The sequence below is a fragment of the Candidatus Symbiopectobacterium sp. 'North America' genome (assembly GCF_015762685.1).
Taxonomy (GTDB): domain Bacteria; phylum Pseudomonadota; class Gammaproteobacteria; order Enterobacterales; family Enterobacteriaceae; genus Symbiopectobacterium.
This window is the reverse complement of sequence record NZ_PEHF01000018.1, coordinates 30281-50859: the sequence shown is the minus strand read 5'-3', so window position 1 is coordinate 50859 and position 20579 is coordinate 30281. Positions and strand designations below refer to the sequence as shown.

The 20579-nt window shown below is 52.0% G+C and carries 17 protein-coding genes and 1 pseudogene; 16 read left to right on the top strand and 2 right to left on the bottom strand.

The window, feature by feature from the left end; all coding sequences use genetic code 11:
- Positions 1-8: 8 nt before the first annotated feature.
- Entirely contained in the window at positions 9-662 is a 654-nt protein-coding gene (rcsB, locus tag CS369_RS04135; RefSeq protein ID WP_196906111.1) for a response regulator transcription factor RcsB, read from the top strand.
- A 184-nt stretch (positions 663-846) separates the two neighbouring features.
- Here the strand turns inward: rcsB and rcsC are convergent, their stop codons facing one another.
- Both rcsC and gyrA read right to left on the bottom strand, forming a co-directional pair.
- Complete coding sequence (gene rcsC, locus CS369_RS04130) at positions 847-3726, bottom strand: two-component system sensor histidine kinase RcsC (protein WP_244664762.1); 2880 nt, start codon at positions 3724-3726, stop codon at positions 847-849.
- A gap of 126 nt (positions 3727-3852) precedes the next feature.
- Positions 3853-6489 (bottom strand): DNA topoisomerase (ATP-hydrolyzing) subunit A, encoded by a 2637-nt coding sequence (gene gyrA, locus CS369_RS04125; RefSeq protein ID WP_196906109.1) that lies wholly within the window; start codon positions 6487-6489, stop codon positions 3853-3855.
- Positions 6490-6710: 221 nt separating this feature from the next.
- Here gyrA and ubiG point away from each other — a divergent pair, with 221 nt between their 5' ends.
- The 15 genes and pseudogenes from ubiG (at position 6711) to CS369_RS04060 (ending at position 20574) form a co-directional block, all read left to right on the top strand.
- Entirely contained in the window at positions 6711-7433 is a 723-nt protein-coding gene (ubiG, locus tag CS369_RS04120) for a bifunctional 2-polyprenyl-6-hydroxyphenol methylase/3-demethylubiquinol 3-O-methyltransferase UbiG (protein WP_196906108.1), read from the top strand.
- 511 nt (positions 7434-7944) lie between these two features.
- A complete protein-coding gene (gene nrdA, locus CS369_RS04115; RefSeq protein ID WP_196906107.1) occupies positions 7945-10230 on the top strand; it encodes a class 1a ribonucleoside-diphosphate reductase subunit alpha in 2286 nt (761 codons plus the stop codon).
- 86 nt (positions 10231-10316) lie between these two features.
- A complete protein-coding gene (nrdB, locus tag CS369_RS04110) occupies positions 10317-11447 on the top strand; it encodes a class Ia ribonucleoside-diphosphate reductase subunit beta (RefSeq protein ID WP_196906106.1) in 1131 nt (376 codons plus the stop codon).
- Between the two features lie 4 nt (positions 11448-11451).
- Complete coding sequence (yfaE, locus tag CS369_RS04105; RefSeq protein WP_196906105.1) at positions 11452-11712, top strand: class I ribonucleotide reductase maintenance protein YfaE; 261 nt, start codon at positions 11452-11454, stop codon at positions 11710-11712.
- Between the two features lie 396 nt (positions 11713-12108).
- Positions 12109-14135 (top strand): annotated as a pseudogene (locus tag CS369_RS04100) (type VI secretion system tip protein VgrG).
- 87 nt (positions 14136-14222) lie between these two features.
- On the top strand, positions 14223-14930 hold the full coding sequence (locus tag CS369_RS04095) for a DUF4123 domain-containing protein (protein ID WP_244664761.1): 708 nt from the start codon (positions 14223-14225) through the stop codon (positions 14928-14930).
- A gap of 104 nt (positions 14931-15034) precedes the next feature.
- Positions 15035-15358 (top strand): hypothetical protein, encoded by a 324-nt coding sequence (locus tag CS369_RS22970; protein WP_244664760.1) that lies wholly within the window; start codon positions 15035-15037, stop codon positions 15356-15358.
- 30 nt (positions 15359-15388) lie between these two features.
- On the top strand, positions 15389-16924 hold the full coding sequence (locus CS369_RS04090) for a DUF2235 domain-containing protein (protein ID WP_244664759.1): 1536 nt from the start codon (positions 15389-15391) through the stop codon (positions 16922-16924).
- Positions 16924-17529, top strand: a complete 606-nt coding sequence (locus tag CS369_RS04085) for a DUF2931 family protein (RefSeq protein WP_244664758.1) — start codon at positions 16924-16926, stop codon at positions 17527-17529. The genes CS369_RS04090 and CS369_RS04085 overlap by 1 nt, the downstream gene beginning before the upstream one ends.
- 99 nt (positions 17530-17628) lie before the next feature.
- Positions 17629-17775, top strand: coding sequence for a hypothetical protein (locus CS369_RS04080; protein ID WP_196906104.1), 147 nt, complete (start codon positions 17629-17631; stop codon positions 17773-17775).
- Entirely contained in the window at positions 17775-18422 is a 648-nt protein-coding gene (locus CS369_RS04075) for a DUF2931 family protein (RefSeq protein WP_244664757.1), read from the top strand. Before CS369_RS04080 ends, CS369_RS04075 begins: the two co-directional genes overlap by 1 nt.
- An 88-nt stretch (positions 18423-18510) precedes the next feature.
- Positions 18511-18777 carry a type VI secretion system PAAR protein gene (locus CS369_RS04070; RefSeq protein ID WP_196906103.1) on the top strand — a complete coding sequence of 89 codons (267 nt, stop codon included), beginning with the start codon at positions 18511-18513 and terminating at the stop codon, positions 18775-18777.
- A 121-nt stretch (positions 18778-18898) separates the two neighbouring features.
- The gene (locus CS369_RS04065) at positions 18899-19129 is read left to right on the top strand and encodes an SEL1-like repeat protein (protein WP_196906102.1); all 231 of its coding nucleotides are present in this window, start codon (positions 18899-18901) and stop codon (positions 19127-19129) included.
- A gap of 81 nt (positions 19130-19210) precedes the next feature.
- Positions 19211-19309 (top strand): hypothetical protein, encoded by a 99-nt coding sequence (locus CS369_RS25035; protein ID WP_374191028.1) that lies wholly within the window; start codon positions 19211-19213, stop codon positions 19307-19309.
- Between the two features lie 581 nt (positions 19310-19890).
- The gene (locus CS369_RS04060) at positions 19891-20574 is read left to right on the top strand and encodes a methyl-accepting chemotaxis protein (protein WP_196906101.1); all 684 of its coding nucleotides are present in this window, start codon (positions 19891-19893) and stop codon (positions 20572-20574) included.
- The last annotated feature ends 5 nt before the right edge of the window (positions 20575-20579 follow it).

Genomic DNA, 20579 nt, shown 5'->3' with positions numbered 1-20579 from the left:
ATAAAACGATGAGTAATTTAAACGTAATTATCGCTGACGACCATCCGATTGTACTTTTTGGCATTAAAAAATCGCTTGAACAAATTGAGTGGGTTAACGTGGTGGGCGAGTTTGAAGACTCAACATCACTGATCAATCACCTGCCGAAACTGGATGCCAACGTTTTAATTACCGATTTATCCATGCCCGGCGATAAATACGGTGATGGCATTACGCTTATCAAATACATCAAACGCCATTTTCCCCATCTGGCGATTATTGTGCTGACAATGAACAACAACCCCGCCATTTTAAGCGCGGTGTTGGATCTTGATATCGAAGGTATTGTATTGAAGCAAGGGGCACCGACCGATTTGCCCAAAGCGCTGGCTGCCTTGCAAAAGGGCAAAAAATTCACCCCGGATAGCGTTGCCAAGGTGCTGGAAAAAATCAGCGCCAGCGGTTACGGCGACAAGCGCCTGTCACCGAAAGAGAGCGAAGTGCTGCGCCTGTTTGCAGAAGGCTTTCTGGTGACGGAAATTGCTAAAAAGCTGAACCGCAGCATCAAAACCATCAGTAGCCAGAAAAAATCTGCCATGACCAAGCTGGGTGTTGATAACGATATTGCCTTGCTGAAATACCTCTCTTCCATCAACGGAGCCGAGCCGGGAGAGAATGCATAAACATTCCCAGGGGGCTGATAAGCCCCCCCCCCCCGATAACGGTCATTCCCTCACTCCCTCTGTCATTCACGCGAAAGCGGGAATCTCTTTCAGGCGTAACGCTTTCTTTCTGTAGGAGATCCTCCGGCCTATGCGGAGGATGACGTGGTGATTATTCAGATTGATGCAGGAACGACGACGGGTGTTAAACCTTTCCTATTGAATGAATACGCTGTTCACGCACTTGAAGACTGTACTGCGACAAACACTGTTGCAGTACATCCAGCGTAACCGGTTTCGATAAACAGTTGTCCATCCCCGCCGACAAACAACGTTGTCGTTCTTCCGCGAGCGCATTGGCGGTGACGCCAATCACGGGCGCTTTCCAGCGTTGCGCACGCAGGGTACGCGTCAGCGTATAGCCATCCATATTCGGCATGTTGACATCGGTCAGCACAATATCAGCCGTTTGCTTTGCCAGCGTGCTTAACGCATACACGCCGTCATTAGCGGTAATGACCTGATAACCCAGCGATCCAAGCTGATCGGCGAGCAAACGACGGTTGATCGGATGATCGTCCACCACCAGAATCAATATGTCGCTATTGTCCACCAGGTTATAGTGCGTTTGGGCACGTGTACTCGGCACGGCCAGCGTTTCTTCTTCTCCGTCTTTGTTGCGGCACAGGCGTTCCAGCAGCGCCGGCAAATCCGGCAATCCGGCGGTGCTGATGACCCAGCGCCCTGCCTCACTCTCCTGCGCGCTGCCGATGTGCACGTGACTAAACAACACGCTCCAGCGAGAAAGCGGCGGCGTAGCCTGCGGGTAATCGCTGATGGCGATGTCGTCCTCATGAACAGTCTGGTCAGAATAACGGGCCGCAGAGAGACCATATTGTTGCAGCAAACTGAGCGCGTTGTGCTCAAGACTGGCATTACGCATCCTCAGCCAGCAGGTTTTCTGCCTGAGCGCATCGCTGACCGTTGGAACGTCGTAATGAGCCTGATAGAGCGGAATACGAATGCCAAACTGACTGCCCAGCCCGGGTTCCGATATCAGTGACATATCGCCATCCATCAGGTTCACCAACTTTTCACAGATGGCTAACCCCAACCCGGTCCCTTGAAAATGGCGCTGAACGCCGCTGCCTGCCTGGAAAAAGGGATCGAACAGCTTGAGCGCCTCGCGAGGATTAATCCCCACGCCAGTATCCCGTACCCAAAATTCGAGATAGCCGTCGGTGCAACACACCTGAAAGATGATGCAGCCGGTATCGGTAAATTTAATCGCATTGCTCACCAGATTAGAGAGCACCTGCTGCAAACGTACCGGATCTCCCGACAACGTTGCCGGCACCGACGGATCGATAAAGCAGTAGAGTGTCAGATTTTTTCGCACCACCAGCGGCAGATAGTTGCTGGTGATATGACTGACCACTTCCTGTGGGGTAAAAATAGCGGATTCGATTTTAAGCTGTTCCGACTCTATCTTGGAAAAGTCGAGAATATCGCTGATGATTTTGAGCAGCAGTGCCGAGGAGTTCTGCATCGCCGCCGCCAATCGATTAGCATCTTTGGACAGGCTTTTGGTACGGAGCAAATCCAGATTACCAATAATCCCGTACAGCGGCGTGCGCAGTTCATGGCTGACCGTGGCCAAAAACATCGATTTCGACTGGCTCGCCTGTTCAGCGGCATTGGCCATTTCTTGCAGAGACTCTTCCATCTTCACCCGTGCGCTGACATCGGAGAGCACGCAAATAGCCACATTTTCATTACGATAGCGCGAATGAACGAAACTGATTTGCAGGTGATGGTTCCAGCTGGTAACCACATCGACATATTTTGATTGCTGTTCACAGATAATTCGCGTGATTTTGAGCCGGTCTTCATGGGTTAACAAATTCAGGTAGTTATGCGCCAGTTCGTTGCTAAGCAGGTTAGTGCCATCGCTGATGCGTAAAATACAGATGCCTACCGGCGCAGAGGCCACGATTTTACGGTTAAACTGCTCGTTCTCTTCCAGTTGAAAGGCGTTAATCTGCGCGGGCAGAAACATCTTACGTTCGAACGTCCAGGCGAGAATAAACAGCACCAGCGCAGAGAGCAGGTTTAACAACACTATGTTGATAATCAGCGCGTTTAGCTGCGAGAGCAGCACGCTGAACGGCATAAAATAGACGATATTAAACGTGGTTGGCGGTAAGGCTTTCTTCAGGATAATTTCGTCGTAACCGTCCACATAACCAAAATAGGTGCGATCGTTCGGGTAGCTGGACGTCATAGAGCCGTTGCGCTCTTTATCGGTAAATTGCAGCAACGGCTGATTGAACTGATCGAGCAACTTGGCACCGACCGTAAATTTGCCTGCAGCAACAAAATCATCCAGACGGATGGTTTGCTCGATGCCCATCAGGGTTTCCAGACGATCCCCTTTATAAATCGGTGTAATGGCGTACAGATAGCCGATATCGGGATCGGAAGCCGGGGTTATCCAATACACAGTTTCATCGCGCCATTCGCCCTGCGTCGCATGCTTTTTATCGGCAAACCGTTCTTGCAGGTTCTGCAATAAATTATCGCGATCCAGCGCCTGATTACGGATACCAAAATCCATCATGCACTGCCAGGCGCCATCGACAAAAAACACCCGGTTCAGATCGTATACCGTGGAGAAGTTATCCTCCCAATCGGTAAAAAATGCGCTGACGGCATCCAACTGCCCTTTTTGGGTCTGATAGATAGCCTGACAGTCTGCACCTGTGGTTAAGGGATAGAGCGAAAGCAGCGGTGTACGCAGGGTATTGGCGGAAGACGGAGTAGTGTGCGCGGGCGCCATGTTGACATGGCTGACGGCCACATAGCGTAATTCCCGCACGATGTCCGTGGTGCGACGAATATATTCCTGCGACTGATCGTAGCTCTGGTTATATTCCAGGCGTAACTCAGCCTCTTTATCGTTGAGTACCTTGCTGAAATAGAAGATGGAAATCAGCGCCCCCAGCATCCATAACATCATCGCCAGCACCCTGAACAGGTAGCGGGAAATTTTCAGCGTCGTGTGAAATGAAGCGAGGTATTTCAAATTTATTCCATCAAGTAGGTAAATAGTTGCAGGGGAAAGGCTTGTCGATACAGTACCGAGAGCGCATAAAAAAAGCCAGCATCTGAGGTGCTGTGCTGGCTTCTGTTTCATCGGTGTAGCGCGCAATTATTCGTCGTCAGACACATCGTCGTCGGTTTCAGCATCATCAATGCCGTCTTCTTCTTCGGCGACTTCACCCGGCGCGGTTGCCACGCTGTCGAGCTCTTCGTCTTCGACCGGCTCAGCAACACGCTGCAGCCCGACCACGTTTTCGTCTTCCGCGGTGCGGATAAGCGTCACGCCCTGGGTGTTACGGCCTACGATGCTGACCTCAGAGACACGGGTGCGCACCAGCGTACCGGCATCCGTGATCATCATGATCTGATCCAGCTCATCGACCTGCACCGCACCAACAACCTTACCGTTACGCTCGCTCACTTTGATAGAGATAACGCCTTTGGTCGCACGAGACTTGGTCGGGTATTCACTCACCGCAGTACGCTTACCGAAGCCGTTTTGCGTGACCGTAAGGATATCGCCTTCACCGCGCGGCACGATCAGAGACACCACGCGATCGTCACCTTGAAGGTTGATACCACGGACACCGGTAGCGGTACGTCCCATAGCACGTACTGCCGCTTCGGAGAAGCGCACCACCTTGCCTTCCGCAGAGAACAGCATCACTTCGTTCTCACCGTCCGTCAAATCAACGCCGATCAGCTCGTCGCCCTCATTGAGGTTAACGGCGATAATCCCTTTCGAACGTGGATTGCTAAACTCGGTCAGCGCAATTTTCTTCACCGTTCCGCTGGCGGTCGCCATAAACACGTTTTGGCCTTCTTCGTATTCACGCACCGGCAGAATGGCAGTAATGCGCTCTTCCGGTTCCAACGGCAACAGGTTGACGATAGGACGCCCACGCGCACCGCGACTTGCTTCCGGCAGTTGGTACACTTTCAGCCAGTAGAGACGGCCACGGCTGGAGAAGCAGAGGATCGTATCATGGGTGTTAGCCACCAGCAGACGGTCGATAAAATCTTCTTCCTTGATACGTGCCGCTGACTTACCTTTGCCCCCACGACGCTGCGCTTCATAGTCGCTCAGCGGTTGGTATTTGACATAACCCTGATGGGAAAGCGTAACCACCACATCTTCCTGATTGATCAGGTCTTCGATATTGATGTCAGCGCTGTTGGCCGTGATTTCCGTGCGACGCGCATCGCTGTACTGTGCCTTGATGGCCTCGAGCTCTTCACGAATGACTTCCATCAAACGCTCAGGGCTGGTCAGAATGCGCAGCAGTTCAGCGATCTGCAACAGCAACTCTTTGTATTCATCCAGCAGCTTTTCGTGTTCCAGACCAGTCAGTTTTTGCAACCGCAGATCCAGAATCGCCTGAGCCTGCTGCTCAGTCAGGTGGTATTTACCGTCACGAATCCCAAATTCCGGCTCCAGCCAGTCAGGACGCGCAGCATCATTACCAGCACGCTCCAGCATCGCCGCAACGTTACCCAGATCCCAGGCTTGAGCAATCAATGCCGCCTTGGCTTCTGCCGGCGTTGGTGCATTGCGAATCGCTTCAATGATCGGATCAATATTTGCCAGCGCAACCGCCAGGCCTTCTAAAATATGGGCACGCTCGCGCGCTTTGCGCAGTTCAAAAATGGTTCTGCGCGTCACCACTTCACGACGGTGACGAACAAAGGCAACCAGAATGTCCTTGAGCGGCATGATCTTCGGTTGGCCCTGATGCAGTGCCACCATGTTGATGCCGAACGAGACCTGAAGCTGAGTCAGCGAGTAGAGATTATTCAGTACCACTTCACCCACAGCATCGCGTTTGATCTCAATCACGATACGCATGCCGTCTTTATCGGACTCATCGCGCAATGCGCTGATGCCTTCAACGCGTTTCTCTTTCACCAGTTCGGCGATTTTTTCAATCAGACGCGCTTTGTTCACCTGATAGGGAATCTCGTGCACGATAATGGTCTCACGACCATTTTTGTCGTCCACTTCCACTTCGGCGCGTGCGCGGATGTAAATTTTGCCGCGCCCGGTGCGGTAGGCCTCTTCAATACCGCGTCGGCCGTTGATGATCGCTGCGGTCGGGAAATCCGGCCCTTTGATATGCGCCATCAACCCTTCCAGGCTGATGTTTTCATCGTCGATATACGCCAGGCAGCCGTCGATCACTTCCGTCAGGTTGTGGGGCGGGATATTGGTCGCCATCCCCACGGCAATACCGGAAGAACCGTTCACCAACAGGTTAGGAATACGCGTCGGCATTACATCGGGGATCTGTTCTGTGCCATCGTAGTTGGGCACAAAATCGACCGTCTCTTTTTCCAGATCCGACAGAAGCTCGTGGGCGATTTTCGACATGCGAATTTCGGTATAACGCATGGCCGCCGCCGAGTCGCCATCTATCGACCCGAAGTTGCCCTGACCATACACCAGCATGTAGCGCAGGGAGAAAGGTTGCGCCATGCGCACGATGGTTTCATACACGGCGGAATCACCGTGCGGGTGGTATTTACCGATAACGTCGCCGACCACACGGGCCGATTTTTTATAGGGTTTGTTCCAGTCATTTCCCAGCACGCTCATCGCGTACAGCACGCGTCGGTGCACGGGTTTCAAGCCGTCACGAACATCAGGCAAGGCACGCCCGACAATAACGGACATGGCATAGTCCAGATAGGAGTTTTTCAACTCATCTTCGATATTGACCGGTGTTATTTCTCTGGCAAGGTCGCTCATGGAGCCGCTATCCCTCTATATAATGCATCAACCCGAGTTCAAAAGGTGGAAAATGATAGCACAAAACCCACCTGACAGGGAAAATACGCGCACGAGTAATGACGCTTTTCTTTCATCCATCGCCTTTTGCGTCGCCAAGGCAAAAAGGAGAATCGCTACTACATCCTGCCTACACCCGATATACTCACCGCAGATGAGAATAACAAAAGGTTGTATACCGCATGAACGCAGAAACACAGACGCAGAATGTCGATCATGATGAAATCGCCAAGTTTGAAGCTGTCGCCTCACGCTGGTGGGATCTGGAAGGTGAATTCAAACCGCTGCACCGCATCAACCCGCTGCGACTTGACTACATCGCACGCCGCGCCGATGGGCTGTTTGGCAAGCAGGTGCTGGATGTCGGTTGTGGCGGCGGCATTCTGGCAGAGAGCATGGCGCGCGAAGGCGCAGAGGTTACCGGATTGGATATGGGGGCCGAACCGTTGCAGGTTGCCCGGTTGCACGCCCTGGAGAGCGGCGTCAGCGTGCAGTATGTGCAGGAAACCGTGGAGTCTCATGCAGCGGCGCACGCCAGGCGCTATGACGTGGTGACCTGTATGGAGATGCTGGAACATGTGCCAGACCCGCAATCGGTGGTGCGCGCCTGTGCCTCCTTGGTCAAACCAGGCGGACATGTGTTCTTCTCGACTATCAACCGTAATGCCAAAGCCTTGCTATTAATGATTTTCGGTGCTGAATACGTGCTGAAAATGGTGCCGAAAGGCACCCATGACGCGAAGAAATTTATTCGCCCGGCGGAGTTGCTGAATTGGGTTGACGGCACCTCGCTGGCGGAACAGCACATCACCGGTCTGCACTATAATCCGCTGCGCGATCGTTTTACTCTCGGTCCTAATGTGGACGTGAACTATATGCTGCATACGCAGCGCGATGCTGAATAAGTCCGCATTTTTTGGCTCACGTTGCTGATAAACAGAGACTCTCACCGTCGTTCCCGACCACCGCTGTCATTCCCGCCCCTCTCTGTCATTCCCGCGAAGGCGGGAATCTCGTGCAGAGGAAACGCGTTTCAAACGCAGATTGGTGATATCGTCGCCAATCTGCCATTCCCTCTACCGTCATAACCTTAGACGCTGATCAAATTAAGAATTTTCTGTACGCAGAAAAAAGCGGCAATCGATCAATTTTTTATCCCCATCCATTGACAAAAGTTAAGGCCGCAACGCTACAGGCGTTTAGCCAGTGTGTAACAATTCCTCCCCATGTTATCCACAATTTCAGTGTGTTTTGTTCACTTGCAATAGCCGAAAATTCTCACTATCTTGTTATCATTCAAAACCAAAACCCCTATATGTAGTGTTACCCCACACACCGCAGCACTAGACTGTCGTGTGCGTTTTCGATCGGGGAAAACGCTATAGCATTGGGAAAAACGGATAGGTACTACACCACATGAACCAGTGCCTGCTAGTAACCAAACGCGATGGCAGCAAAGAACGCATCAATCTGGACAAGATTCACCGGGTGATTACCTGGGCAGCAGAAGGCCTGCACAATGTGTCAGTGTCTCAAGTCGAGCTGCGCTCCCATATTCAGTTTTATGACGGCATCAAGACCGCCGATATTCATGAAACCATTATTAAAGCTGCCGCCGATCTGATTTCACGCGACAGCCCGGACTACCAATATCTGGCCGCACGTTTGGCCATTTTCCACTTGCGTAAAAAAGCGTACGGCCAGTTTGAACCACCGGCGTTGTTCGACCATGTCACCAAAATGGTGGAACTGGGCAAATACGATACCCACTTATTGCAGGACTACACGCAAGAAGAGTTCGCTCAGATGGACGCTTTCATCGATCACTGGCGCGACATGACCTTCTCTTACGCTGCGGTCAAACAGTTGGAAGGGAAATATCTGGTGCAAAACCGCGTCACCGGTGACATCTACGAAAGCGCCCAGTTCCTGTATGTACTGGTGGCTGCCTGCATGTTCTCCGGTTACCCGCGCGAAACGCGTCTGGATTACGTCAAACGCTTCTATGACGCGATTTCTACCTTCAAGATTTCGCTGCCAACGCCGATCATGTCCGGCGTGCGTACCCCGACCCGTCAGTTCAGTTCCTGCGTGTTGATCGAGTGCGGCGACAGCCTGGATTCCATTAACGCCACCTCCAGCGCTATCGTGAAATACGTTTCACAGCGTGCCGGTATCGGCATTAACGCCGGTCGTATCCGTGCGCTGGGTAGCCCGATTCGCGGTGGTGAAGCGTTCCATACCGGCTGTATTCCGTTCTATAAACATTTCCAGACCGCAGTGAAATCCTGTTCACAGGGCGGTGTGCGCGGCGGAGCGGCAACGCTGTTTTACCCGCTGTGGCATCTGGAAGTGGAAAGCCTGCTGGTGCTGAAGAACAGCCGTGGCGTGGAAGGCAACCGCGTGCGTCACCTCGATTACGGCGTGCAGTTGAACAAGCTGATGTATCAGCGTCTGGTTAAAGGACAAGAAATCACCCTGTTCAGCCCTTCTGACGTGCCCGGCCTGTATGAAGCGTTTTTCGCAGATCAGGACGAGTTCGAACGTTTATATCAGCAGTATGAAAAAGACGACAGCATCCGCAAGAAATCTATGAAAGCGGTCGATCTGTTCTCGCTGATGATGCAAGAGCGCGCCTCTACAGGCCGTATCTATATTCAACACGTCGATCACTGCAACACCCACAGCCCGTTTGAACCGACCATCGCACCGGTGCGTCAGTCCAACCTGTGTCTGGAAATTGCGCTGCCAACCCATCCTCTGGAAGACGTCAACGATGAAAAAGGCGAGATCGCGCTCTGCACCCTCTCCGCGTTCAACCTTGGCGCATTGAATAGCCTGGATGATTTGGAAGATTTGGCGCGCTTGGCAGTACGTGCGCTGGACGCCCTGTTGGACTATCAGGATTACCCTATTCTGGCCGCCAAACGCGGTGCCATGGGCCTCCGCACGCTCGGCATCGGCGTTATCAACTTTGCCTACTATCTGGCGAAAAACGGCGTACGCTACTCCGATGGCAGCGCCAACAATCTGACGCACAAGACCTTTGAAGCCATTCAGTACTACCTGCTGCAAGCCTCTAACGAACTGGCACGTGAACAGGGTGCCTGCCCGTGGTTTGACCAAACCACCTACGCCCGTGGCGTGCTGCCAATTGACACCTACAAGCGCGATCTGGACGGTATTTGCAGCGAACCGTTGCATTACGATTGGGAAGCACTGCGCGACAGTATCAAAACACACGGTCTGCGTAACTCAACACTTTCTGCGTTGATGCCGTCGGAAACCTCGTCACAAATTTCCAACGCCACCAACGGTATTGAACCACCGCGCGGTCACATCAGTATCAAAGCGTCAAAAGACGGTATTCTGCGCCAGGTGGTGCCGGATTACGAAACCCTGAAGGATGCCTACGAATTGCTGTGGGAAATGCCGAACAATGACGGCTACCTGCAACTCGTTGGGCTGATGCAGAAGTTTGTCGATCAGGCTATTTCTGCCAACACCAACTACGATCCGGCGCGCTTCCCGTCAGGAAAAGTGCCAATGAAACAGTTGCTGACTGACTTGCTCACCGCCTATAAGTTCGGGTTGAAAACGCTGTATTATCAAAATACCCGTGACGGTGCAGAAGACGCACAGGAAGATATCCTGGCGGATGCGCAGGATGACGGTTGCGAAGGCGGTGCCTGCAAGATTTAAACCGCTTCCCGCATAGAGTATTGTTTACGTAAGTTTTTTCAGGAGGCGGTTAAACGCCTCCTGTCCCTTTTTGGAGATACAGCCCTATGGCTTATACCACCTTCTCACAGAATAAAAACGATCAGCTTCTGGAACCGATGTTCTTTGGTCAGTCCGTTAACGTAGCGCGTTACGATCAGCAAAAGTATGAAATATTCGAGAAGCTGATCGAGAAACAGCTCTCCTTTTTCTGGCGTCCGGAAGAGGTGGATGTATCTCGCGATCGCATTGACTATCAGGCGCTACCGGAACATGAAAAGCACATCTTCATCAGCAATCTGAAATATCAAACGCTGCTGGACTCTATTCAAGGACGCAGCCCGAACGTCGCATTGTTACCGCTGATCTCCATCTCTGAGTTGGAAACCTGGATAGAAACCTGGGCATTTTCAGAAACCATCCATTCCCGTTCCTATACCCATATCATCCGCAATATTGCCAACGATCCGGCACTGGTGTTCGATGATATCGTCACCAATGAAGAGATTCTGAAACGTGCAAAAGACATCTCTTCTTTCTATGACGATCTGATCGAACTGACCAGCTATTACCACCTGCTGGGGGAAGGCACACATCAGGTGAACGGTAAAACGGTCACCGTTAATCTGCATGCTTTGAAGAAACAGCTTTATCTGTGCCTGATGAGCGTTAACGCGCTGGAAGCCATCCGTTTTTATGTCAGTTTCGCCTGCTCATTCGCCTTTGCCGAACGCGAACTGATGGAAGGCAATGCCAAAATCATCAAACTGATCGCCCGCGATGAAGCACTGCACCTGACCGGTACCCAGCATATGCTGAATCTGATGCGTTCCGGCCAGGACGATCCGGAAATGGTACAAATCGCCGAAGAGTGCCAACAGGAATGCTACGACCTGTTTGTGCTGGCGGCGCAGCAGGAGAAAGAGTGGGCGGAATACCTGTTCCGCGACGGCTCGATGATTGGCCTGAACAAAGATATTCTCTGCCAGTACGTTGAATACATCACCAATATCCGCATGCAAGCGGTAGGGCTGCCCTTGCCGTTCCAAACGCGCACTAACCCGATCCCGTGGATTAACGCCTGGCTGGTCTCTGACAACGTGCAGGTTGCTCCGCAAGAAGTGGAAGTGAGTTCTTATCTGGTCGGCCAAATTGATTCTGAAATCAACGCCGATGACCTGAGTGACTTCCAGCTCTAAGCCGATGAGCACCTCAACCATCACACTGCGCGTCTCGGGCGCGCAGCTTGCCAACAACGACAGCGCCACCTCGTTACTCGACGTGCTGGAACAACACCACGTGCCGGTGGAATATCAGTGCCGCTCGGGCTATTGCGGTGCCTGCCGCTTACGGCTGGTGAAAGGTCGTGTCGCCTATCGCCAAACGCCCCTTGCCTGTGTACAGCAAGACGAAATTTTGCCGTGCTGCTGCATGCCTGTGAATGATATTGAGTTGGAGCTGTGAGCGTTCGGTATACCCCGTTGCTAAAATGCGGGATGCCGTGACGATCATGAGTCCAGCGCGTTAACCCTTCAGAATAAATGCGCACTCTGCGCAATTTCTTGCTCACTTCCTGGCATAAATCACTTTCTGCGCAATGTTTGCAAATGATTCACGAGGTTTGCGCAACTTCTTGCTCAGAATTGACATTTGCACCTCAGTAATAAAATAATTATCAATAAAAACAATTAATTAAAAAACGGCATGGTTTTTGCTTATCTCTCGAAAAAATATGTCTAAATCGACAACGGTATTAACCCGGCCCAGTGCCGGGTTTTCTGTACCGTTCTGCCCTGAGTTCTGATCCCCCAGACCTGAGCGCAGACACGGCGCTCATCACAGGGAACAAGGGGAACAACGTTGGCAAACAGCACAGGATTGCAGTTCACGGTCAAGGTCGGCGGACTGCCAGAATCCACCTTTGCCGTGGTGGATTTTCAGCTCAACGAGGCATTAAATTAGCCGTTTTCCCTGTTGTTAAATCTGGCGAGCCTTCAGCCGGATATCGACTTTGGTGATGTCCTCGACCACTCCTGCGAGTTGTACATCTGGTACCAAGGAAACCTACAGCGACGGATAAATGGGATAGTCAGCACCTTTGCCCAGGGAGATACCGGTTTTCGCCGCACGCGTTATCAGATACAAGTGCACCCTGCCCTATGGCGACTGAGTTTACGTACCAATGCGCGTATCTTTCAGTCGCAGAAACCGCACGAGATCATCAGCATCCTGCTACAAGAAGCGGGAATCACTGATTACGCCTTTGCGCTACGCGACGAGCATGCCCCACGCGAATACTGTGTGCAATACCGGGAAACCGATCTGGCGTTTATCACCCGGCTGGCGGCAGAGGAAGGGATGTACTTCTTTCACGAGTTTGAAGCAGGCAAACACCGTGTGGTATTTGCCGATGACGCCGGAGCGCTGACAGCAGGCCCTGAGCTGTTTTTCAACCTTGCGGTAAAGGGGCTGAGCGAAGGGGAATATGTTCGGCGTTTTCGCTATGCCGAATCCGTCAGCACCACAGAGGTGGAACTGAAGGACTACAGCTTCAAAACATCCGCGTATAGACTATCACACAAAAAAAGAAGCGGCGATCTGGCGCACCAGCAGGAAAGCTACCAACACTTCGACTATCCTGGACGGTTTAAGCAAGACCCAAGTGGTAAAGCATTAACGGGCTATCGGCTGGATGCATTACGTGCTGGCGCTATGACAGGCACAGCTGAATCCAATGCAGCGGCACTGATGCCGGGCTGCCGTTTCTCGCTCACCGAGCACCCTCATCCTGCACTTAACACCTACTGGCAACTGGTGGCCATTACCCATAAGGGGCAACAACCGCAGGCACTGGAAGAAGAAAGCGGCGGTGAGCCCACCACCTACACCAACAGCTTTGAAGTGATTAATGCCAACACCACCTGGCGTGCTGTCTTGCCCTATAAACCGATGATGGATGGCCCGCAAATCGCCACGGTGGTTGGTCCTGCCGGGGAAGAAATCTACTGTGATGAACACGGCCGGGTGAAACTGCAATTCCCGTGGGACAGATACGGTTTCAGCGATGACCAAAGTTCGTGCTGGGTGCGGGTAAGTCAGGGCTGGGCAGGTGGTCAGTATGGCATGATCGCCATCCCGCGTATTGGTCATGAGGTTATCGTCAGTTTTCTTGAAGGGGACCCCGATCAGCCCACGTAACGGGCAGAACCTACCATGCTACCCAGCGCCCTCCTTATGACCTGCCGATCCACAAAACCCGTACCGTGTTGCGTACCGAAACGCATCAGTGAGAGGTATTCAATGAACTGCGTTTTGAGGATCAGACCGGACAGAAGGAGATCTATCTGCACGGACAAAAGGATCTTAACGCGTGCATTGAGAACGATATTATCTGGCATATCAGGCACGATGCCCATGCGGACATTGATAACAACCGCATCACCCGGATTAAAGCCAACGAACACCTGACCGTAGAGAACGAGATGCGCATTCAGGTTACAGGCGATCATTTACTGACGGTGGATGCCTCGATGCACCAAAAGCTGGGGCAGGCTTTGCTGATCGAAGCAGGCCAGGAAGTGCACGTGAAATCCGGGGCAAAAATGGTGCTTGAGGCTGGTGCGGAGCTAACCCTGAAAGTCGGCGGCAGCTTTGTGAAGATTGACCCCAGCGGGGTGACGGTCGTGGGCCCTTCCATCAAGATGAACTCCGGAGGAAGTGCTGGCAGCGGCTCTGGCTGGGCAGGGCAAAGCCCCGAACTCCCGGGCGGTGTTGCGGTGCCCTCCACCCCGCCCGCTACCTTGCCTGCCCCGGCAATTCATAAGAGCATGGTGTCCATGGCTCCCCTTTCCAAGCCTTGCCCACTATCCACGGGAGGTGACGCATGAAGGTGAGTGAGTGGCAAACGCAGCAGAGTGGAAACCTGTTTGCCATCGTCGACGGTGCCGCAGATCGCTCAGCGGTAGCCCGGTTCTATGAACTCAGTGACGGGGAAGCCTCTCCTTCTGTTTGCCGGTACCGCATTTGGCGATCAAGCCGCGCTGGGGCCCTGGCTACTATCTGCACTTTCGCCTGAGTTTGTTTCGGGCTCACCTGCGTTAAGCGGATTTTATCTGGTAAGCGAACAGCCGCTCGTGGTTGTTCGCCGTCACTGGCAAAGCCTGATCGAAGTGATACGGGAAGGGGAAGCCGTCATATTTCGTTTCGCTGACCCACGTATTTTTTTGCCAGTATTGCTCGCCATGACGACAAACGAGCGGGATGCCATTCTGGGCCCCTGCTCTGGACTCTGGATTGACGGCCACGCGTTTGCGCGTAATACCACCCCTCCCGGCCCTCCGTTCTTGAAAACCCCCTGGTTTGCTATCCATTCACACCATCTTGCTGCGCTGTATGACGAAAATCGCCACTCCTATATTCTTCGTCGCCGTTTTTGGCAGGCCATGACAACGATGATGGAGCGACATCCGAATCCCGCCAGCACGATTTTGCCGGTGCTCAGACAAGCCAATATCGACAAGCTTCAGGACGATGTGCTCGATGGTGTGGTGGCGGGCACCCTGACCGTACAGGCAGGGCTACCGCTGGAAAGCATTCGTGCGCCGCTGATGTTGACCGAAGCTCAACTGGCACAGATCCGCCACTGGATGGCGCAGTATGCTGAATTAACGGGAGTGAATTAATGGCCGCTGATCCGCATTGCATTCCTTGTTAACGTTACGATAACTGGATCGAGGTTGATATCCGGGATGAACACAATGTCGCCTTTAAAGGGCTAAAGACAACATTGACCGATGAGACCGGCAAATCCCAGACGGTCACGCTTAAAGACGGGCCCACGCTGGTGCGCGGTTTTGCCATCAGACCCATAGCGGTAAAACTGGAGACGCCCCCCTGGCTCAAGGCCGCGCAATCGCGTGAAACGCTCAAACAGGGACAGAGCACCGTACCGGCTTATACGGCAGAACGCAGCGGGCATGAGAAAACGCCGCGTGAACACGTGAAAGTCACCACGGGCGACCTGTGTCTGACAGCCCCCGAGCAGCCACTGCCTGAGGCGCATCAGGAAGGTAAAGCGGGAGAGGCGCGTTTCTTTACCAAACATTCCTAGGTCATTGAGGTAAAAGGCTATACGCTCAATGTGTTGCTCATCGGCGTTTTCTTCGATGGCACCGGGAATAACACCAGTAATGCCGAATCCGGCATGAAAAAGGTGGAACAGTGGCTGGCAGAAACCTGTTCAGACCCGGCGCAACGTGAGAAAGAGCTGCGTGGCTGTCAGATGGGGCAATTGCCGGTCAGTGACAGTGCAGCAAACGATAAGACCAATGTGGGCAAGCTGTACGATCAATACCTTTTTGGAGCCAAAACACTAAGTGCGCATTGTTATATCAGCGGGATTGGTACCCGCGATCCGGTCCCCGGTGAAGAGGGTCCGGAATACCGTTCAGATGTGACGCTGGCACTGGCAATGGATCTCAGCGTTCTGGGGGAAGATACCTCCATTGTGGGTAAAGTGAACCTGACCTGTGGCCAAGAGATTGTGGCTGCAATTCGAAGAGAATTGGAAAACACATTACCCGATATTGAATATATTCACCGCATTGTGTTTGATGTGTTTGGCTTTAGCCGGGGGGCGGCGGCTGCGCGCCATTTTGTTAACGTTATTGACCAGCAGGACGATCATCCGCTGGTGCAGGCCGTAGCGAAAGAACCTACTATCTCTCTCAAAGCCGGGTTTGACTGGCGCAGCCGGGACGATGTGCGTATTGCCTTTTTAGGGCTTTTTGATACGGTTACCTCCTCGTATAACCCAGGGGTCAAGACCCGCTTGCGGGATGACTGCGCCGAACGGGTGGTGCAACTGACGGCACTGGATGAGGTTTGCTACCATTTTCCGTTGACACGAATTACCCCGACGGCGATCGGCACCCGTATTCCGCCCCATTTTACCGAACTGGCTCTTCCAGGAGCCCATTCGGATATCGGTGGCGGGTATTACAGCCGCTGGAGCCTGGCAAATCCGAACAGCGATCCGGCGCTGATCGAATGCATTGAGCTGGAACGTTTTATGAGTCAGGAAGAAACGTCCACCCCAGAAACACAGAGCCGCGTCTTCAAACAGGCGCGTGCCTATGCCGAGGAGAAGGTCTCTTTGGGATGGGTTGATCGCATTTGTACGCAATCGATGCGCACCGCGACACCGCAGGTGGGCGCCATCAGCCTGATCCCCTATGCCTACATGCGCCGGCACGGAAAGGATGACCCCTGGCCACAAAAAGCAGTCTATGTCGACGTGGTGATGAGTCGGGTGGTGGAAGGGGAATACTCCCGCATTCCGCTGCATATGATGGTGGAGGCGGGACGTGCTGTGGGGGTACGATTTAAAGAGTGGCAGCCAGAAAGTAAGATGCTGCAAGTTGAATCGCTTTCAGCCCGGCAGCCTGCGGCAAATCTTCCAGCATTAGATCAACGCTGGGCGATGGCCGCCACCGAACAGGGGGTGGTGAAAAACCTGGGGAGCCAGTTATCGCCTGACGTTTACCGGGCATTGCGCCGTGATTATGTACACCACAGCGCCAGAAATCAGGGGATCGCCAATCCGGCCAATACCAACCAACGGGAAACCTCCGTCAGCAAGGAACGGCGGCATATCATCGGCAATCAGGAGGTATGATGTTCAGGTCTCTGATTATATTTATCGGGCTCAGTTTTTCTCTGGTGGCCTGCTCTAGCCCAAAAACAGCTAGCCCTGTCAGTTGGAGTTATGGTTCTGGTAGCAACATTGACAGTTTTTGTACAACACAGGCTACCTTTTATCGTCAGGGTAAAACAATTTTTAGTTACCCCGGTGTAGGGTGCAATGCAGGAGCACCGCATAAAGATATTATTGAACGAAAATATTACTGGGCAGGAGGGGGAGGATTACCGACAACGGGCGTCCCTGTCCCTGACAAGGCAGTGATAGAAATGGTCTCCTTCCACGATCGCAAACGCTATCGCATCAAGGTGGATTTACCTGCTGACCTGACGCAACAAATACAGCAACGTTATCAGATTAATGGGCGAACCGATCAGCGGAATTGGCTTTATTTTGGGTTAGCGCCGGGCGGCTATTATGAAGTGCTGCTAAAGGGCAACATGTTACTAGTCAAACCAGACCGACTGCTCACCCGAGGCATTGCCGAAGAGGTCACAGATGACTGGTATGATAAAAAAGTGCCGCTCTCCAGACAATATGGTATCGATGCGTTTCGACAAAGAATATGGTGCGTTATTTAAGCAATACCCAGTACCGCAGGGAATGGCCTGGGCCCCGATAATGGATGACTACCGCGCCAAGCAGCCAAGAACCGATCAGTATCCTGTTAAATAATCGCCGTGCCAGGTATCAACCGGGCATTGCGCCGTGACTATGTGCACCACAGCGCCAGAAATCAGGGGAGCGCCAACCCGGCCAATACCAACCAACGGGAAACCTCCGTCAGCAAGGAACGGCGGCATATCATCGGCAATCAGGAGGTATAATGTTCAGGTCTCTGATTATACTTATCGGGCTCAGTCTTTCTCTGGTGGCCTGCTCCAGCCCAAAGACATCGAGCCCTGTCAGTTGGCGTTATGGCACAGGTAGTAATATTGACATCACGAGCAATACACGAACTGAATTTTATCAAAATGGGAAACTTGTCTATTCCGACCAAGGTTCTGGCGGCGGTACAGGTGGCCTCTTGAGCGATCGAATTAGCGGGCAACGTTACTACTGGGCTGGCGGCGGGGGGTTTCCAACCAACAGCGTTCCTGTACCTGACAAGCCGTTGATAGAAATGGTCTCCTTGCACGATCGAAAACGCTATCGTATCAAGGTGGATTTGCCTGCTGATTTAGCGCAACAGATAACAACTGTTTATCACGTTGAAGGGCGTGATGATCGCCGTAACCGTATTTATTTTGGTCTGGCTCCAGGTGGCTACTATGAAGTTGTTTTAATGGGATGGGAACATGGAGCGAGTCCGGATATTTTGCTAGCCCGAGGCATTGCCGAAGAGGTCACGGATGACTGGTATGATAAAAAGTGCCGCTCTCCAGACAATATGGTATCGATGCGTTCGACAAAGAATATGGTGCGTTGTTTAAACAATACCCAGTACCGCAGGGAATGGCCTGGGCCCCGATAGTGGATGACTACCGCGTCAAGCAGCCAAGAACCGATCAACACCCGATCCAATAAATACACCTGGAATAAACGTTAATGAGGAATAAATAATGGGAAACGCCGTCAAAATAGGCGATAACGATACCGGGCACGGTAGCCATCCGCCAACCTCCGTCGTTACAGGGTCATCAACCGTCAAGGTTGATGGTCTTCCATTGGCTCGACAAGGCGATCCTCTGGCTCCCCACGGACATAGCCGAACCATCAGCGGCGGTTCATCCATCGTCTTTATTGACGGCAAGCCCGCCGCACGCACAGGGGACACCGTTAGCTGCGGTGGCGCGTTAATTGGCGGAGGAAGTGTCACTATCGGTTGATAGGCTTTGGAGCATGCTCCCTCTTAAGGACGCAGTAGTTTGCTGATAATATTCATTCGGGTAGGCATGCCCGTGGTTTCAACGACAAAGAGTAATAAAGGTGCTGTAAATGGCGTTAAGGATGAATCAGTTTGTTGTGCTGGCACTCGCCTGCTTTCTGTTGTCGGCTTGCGATAACAATACGCCTGACGCCGCTGAGCAATATGTGTTAGGAAGTGCTTATGATGATGGCGGCACACAAAATATTGATTATGAAAAAGCCAGATATTGGTATGAGAAATCTTCTGCGCAAAGAAATCTGGATGCCATGAGGGCGCTTGGGTTTATGTACGAAAAGGACAAGGGGATGTAGGTCAATTACACTAAAGCCATTAAAATCTACACAGAAGCGGCTGAAAAAGGTGATTATCACTCCCATATCAATTTATGGTGGATGTACTCCCAAGGGCTTGGCGTAGAAAAAAACAGCGATATTGCAGCGCAATGGTCTCAAAAGGCCAGAAAGCTGGAAGCGGCAGGAAAAGCAGACTAGGGCGAAGTGGCACTCCCACCGCCACGGATGAGGCACAATAACAGCAAATAGTTTAGTTGGTATATTATTTCCATTTTGTATTTATCAGCGTGAATATAATAAATTGAAAAGGTTTATCTCACTCTTATTATTTAAACCCTTTTTTAGGATAAAAACGGTCTAAATCTCCGCATAATTTTACTTATATACTGAGCTAGCCTCCATCGTGCTGTTACGGCAGTTATTCTTGCCTGCTCTGCCCGCAGCGGAAAGAAGGACCACATTGTTATACCCGTCATACTTCAAGTTGCAGGTGTGTTGGCTGCGTTCGCTCACCCGAATCACTGACCAGTGTCAGCTCATCGGGATTCATTCACTTGCCGCCTTCCTGCAACTCGAATTATTTAGGGTATATAATTCTTATAAAAGGAAGATAATGAAATTTTCAGATCTGAAAATCGCCACGCGCCTGGCGCTATCATCAGCCTGTTTATCCTGATTATTTTGGTATATTAGCCTTTGGCGGGCTTAAAAGCTTCCATGAGCACATCGACGCCGTAGTAAAGAAAAATTACCCTACCGTGATGCTCTCCAACAATGTCATGAGCAGTCTAAATAACGTCTTTATTAGCCAATCCGCATTCTTTGCCCTGACCGCAGAAAATGATGAAAATAACATCAATACTACGGTTGAACAAATCAAAAAAGACCGCAGCGTTATTGTTAAACATATTAAGACGCTCAGTAATTATGTCCAGGACGATGCTGAACTCACCGCTGCGTTAAATACCATCAAACAGGACTATAGCAAGTTTGCCGAGGCCAGCGACACGCTGCTGAATCTGGCGAAAAACCGTCAGGACTTACGCCATCAAGCGCTTGAAGTCACCTGGCCTCTGGGCACCGCGCTCAAAAAAGATATCTCACAGTTCATCAGCAAAGCCGAATACCGCATGTGGCAAGCGGACCAAAACGGTGAATCAAAGTTACAGCAGCATTCGCATCATACTGCTATGCATTATTCTCGCAGGCGTCGTTATCAGCCTGACGCTGTCATTCGTGACGGCGCGCAGCGTGGTGCCGCCGCCGCAAAAGAGATCAAAGCGCTGATCGACGATGCCGTGCACACCACACAACAAGGGATGGAACTGGTGGAAGGTGCCGAAACATCAATGAAAAACCTGAGCGCCAACGCCTCTCACATGAGCAGCATTATGTCTGAAATTGCTCACTCCAGCCGAGAACAAAGCGTCGGGATCGATCAGGTCAACATTGGTGTCGGGTAGCTTGA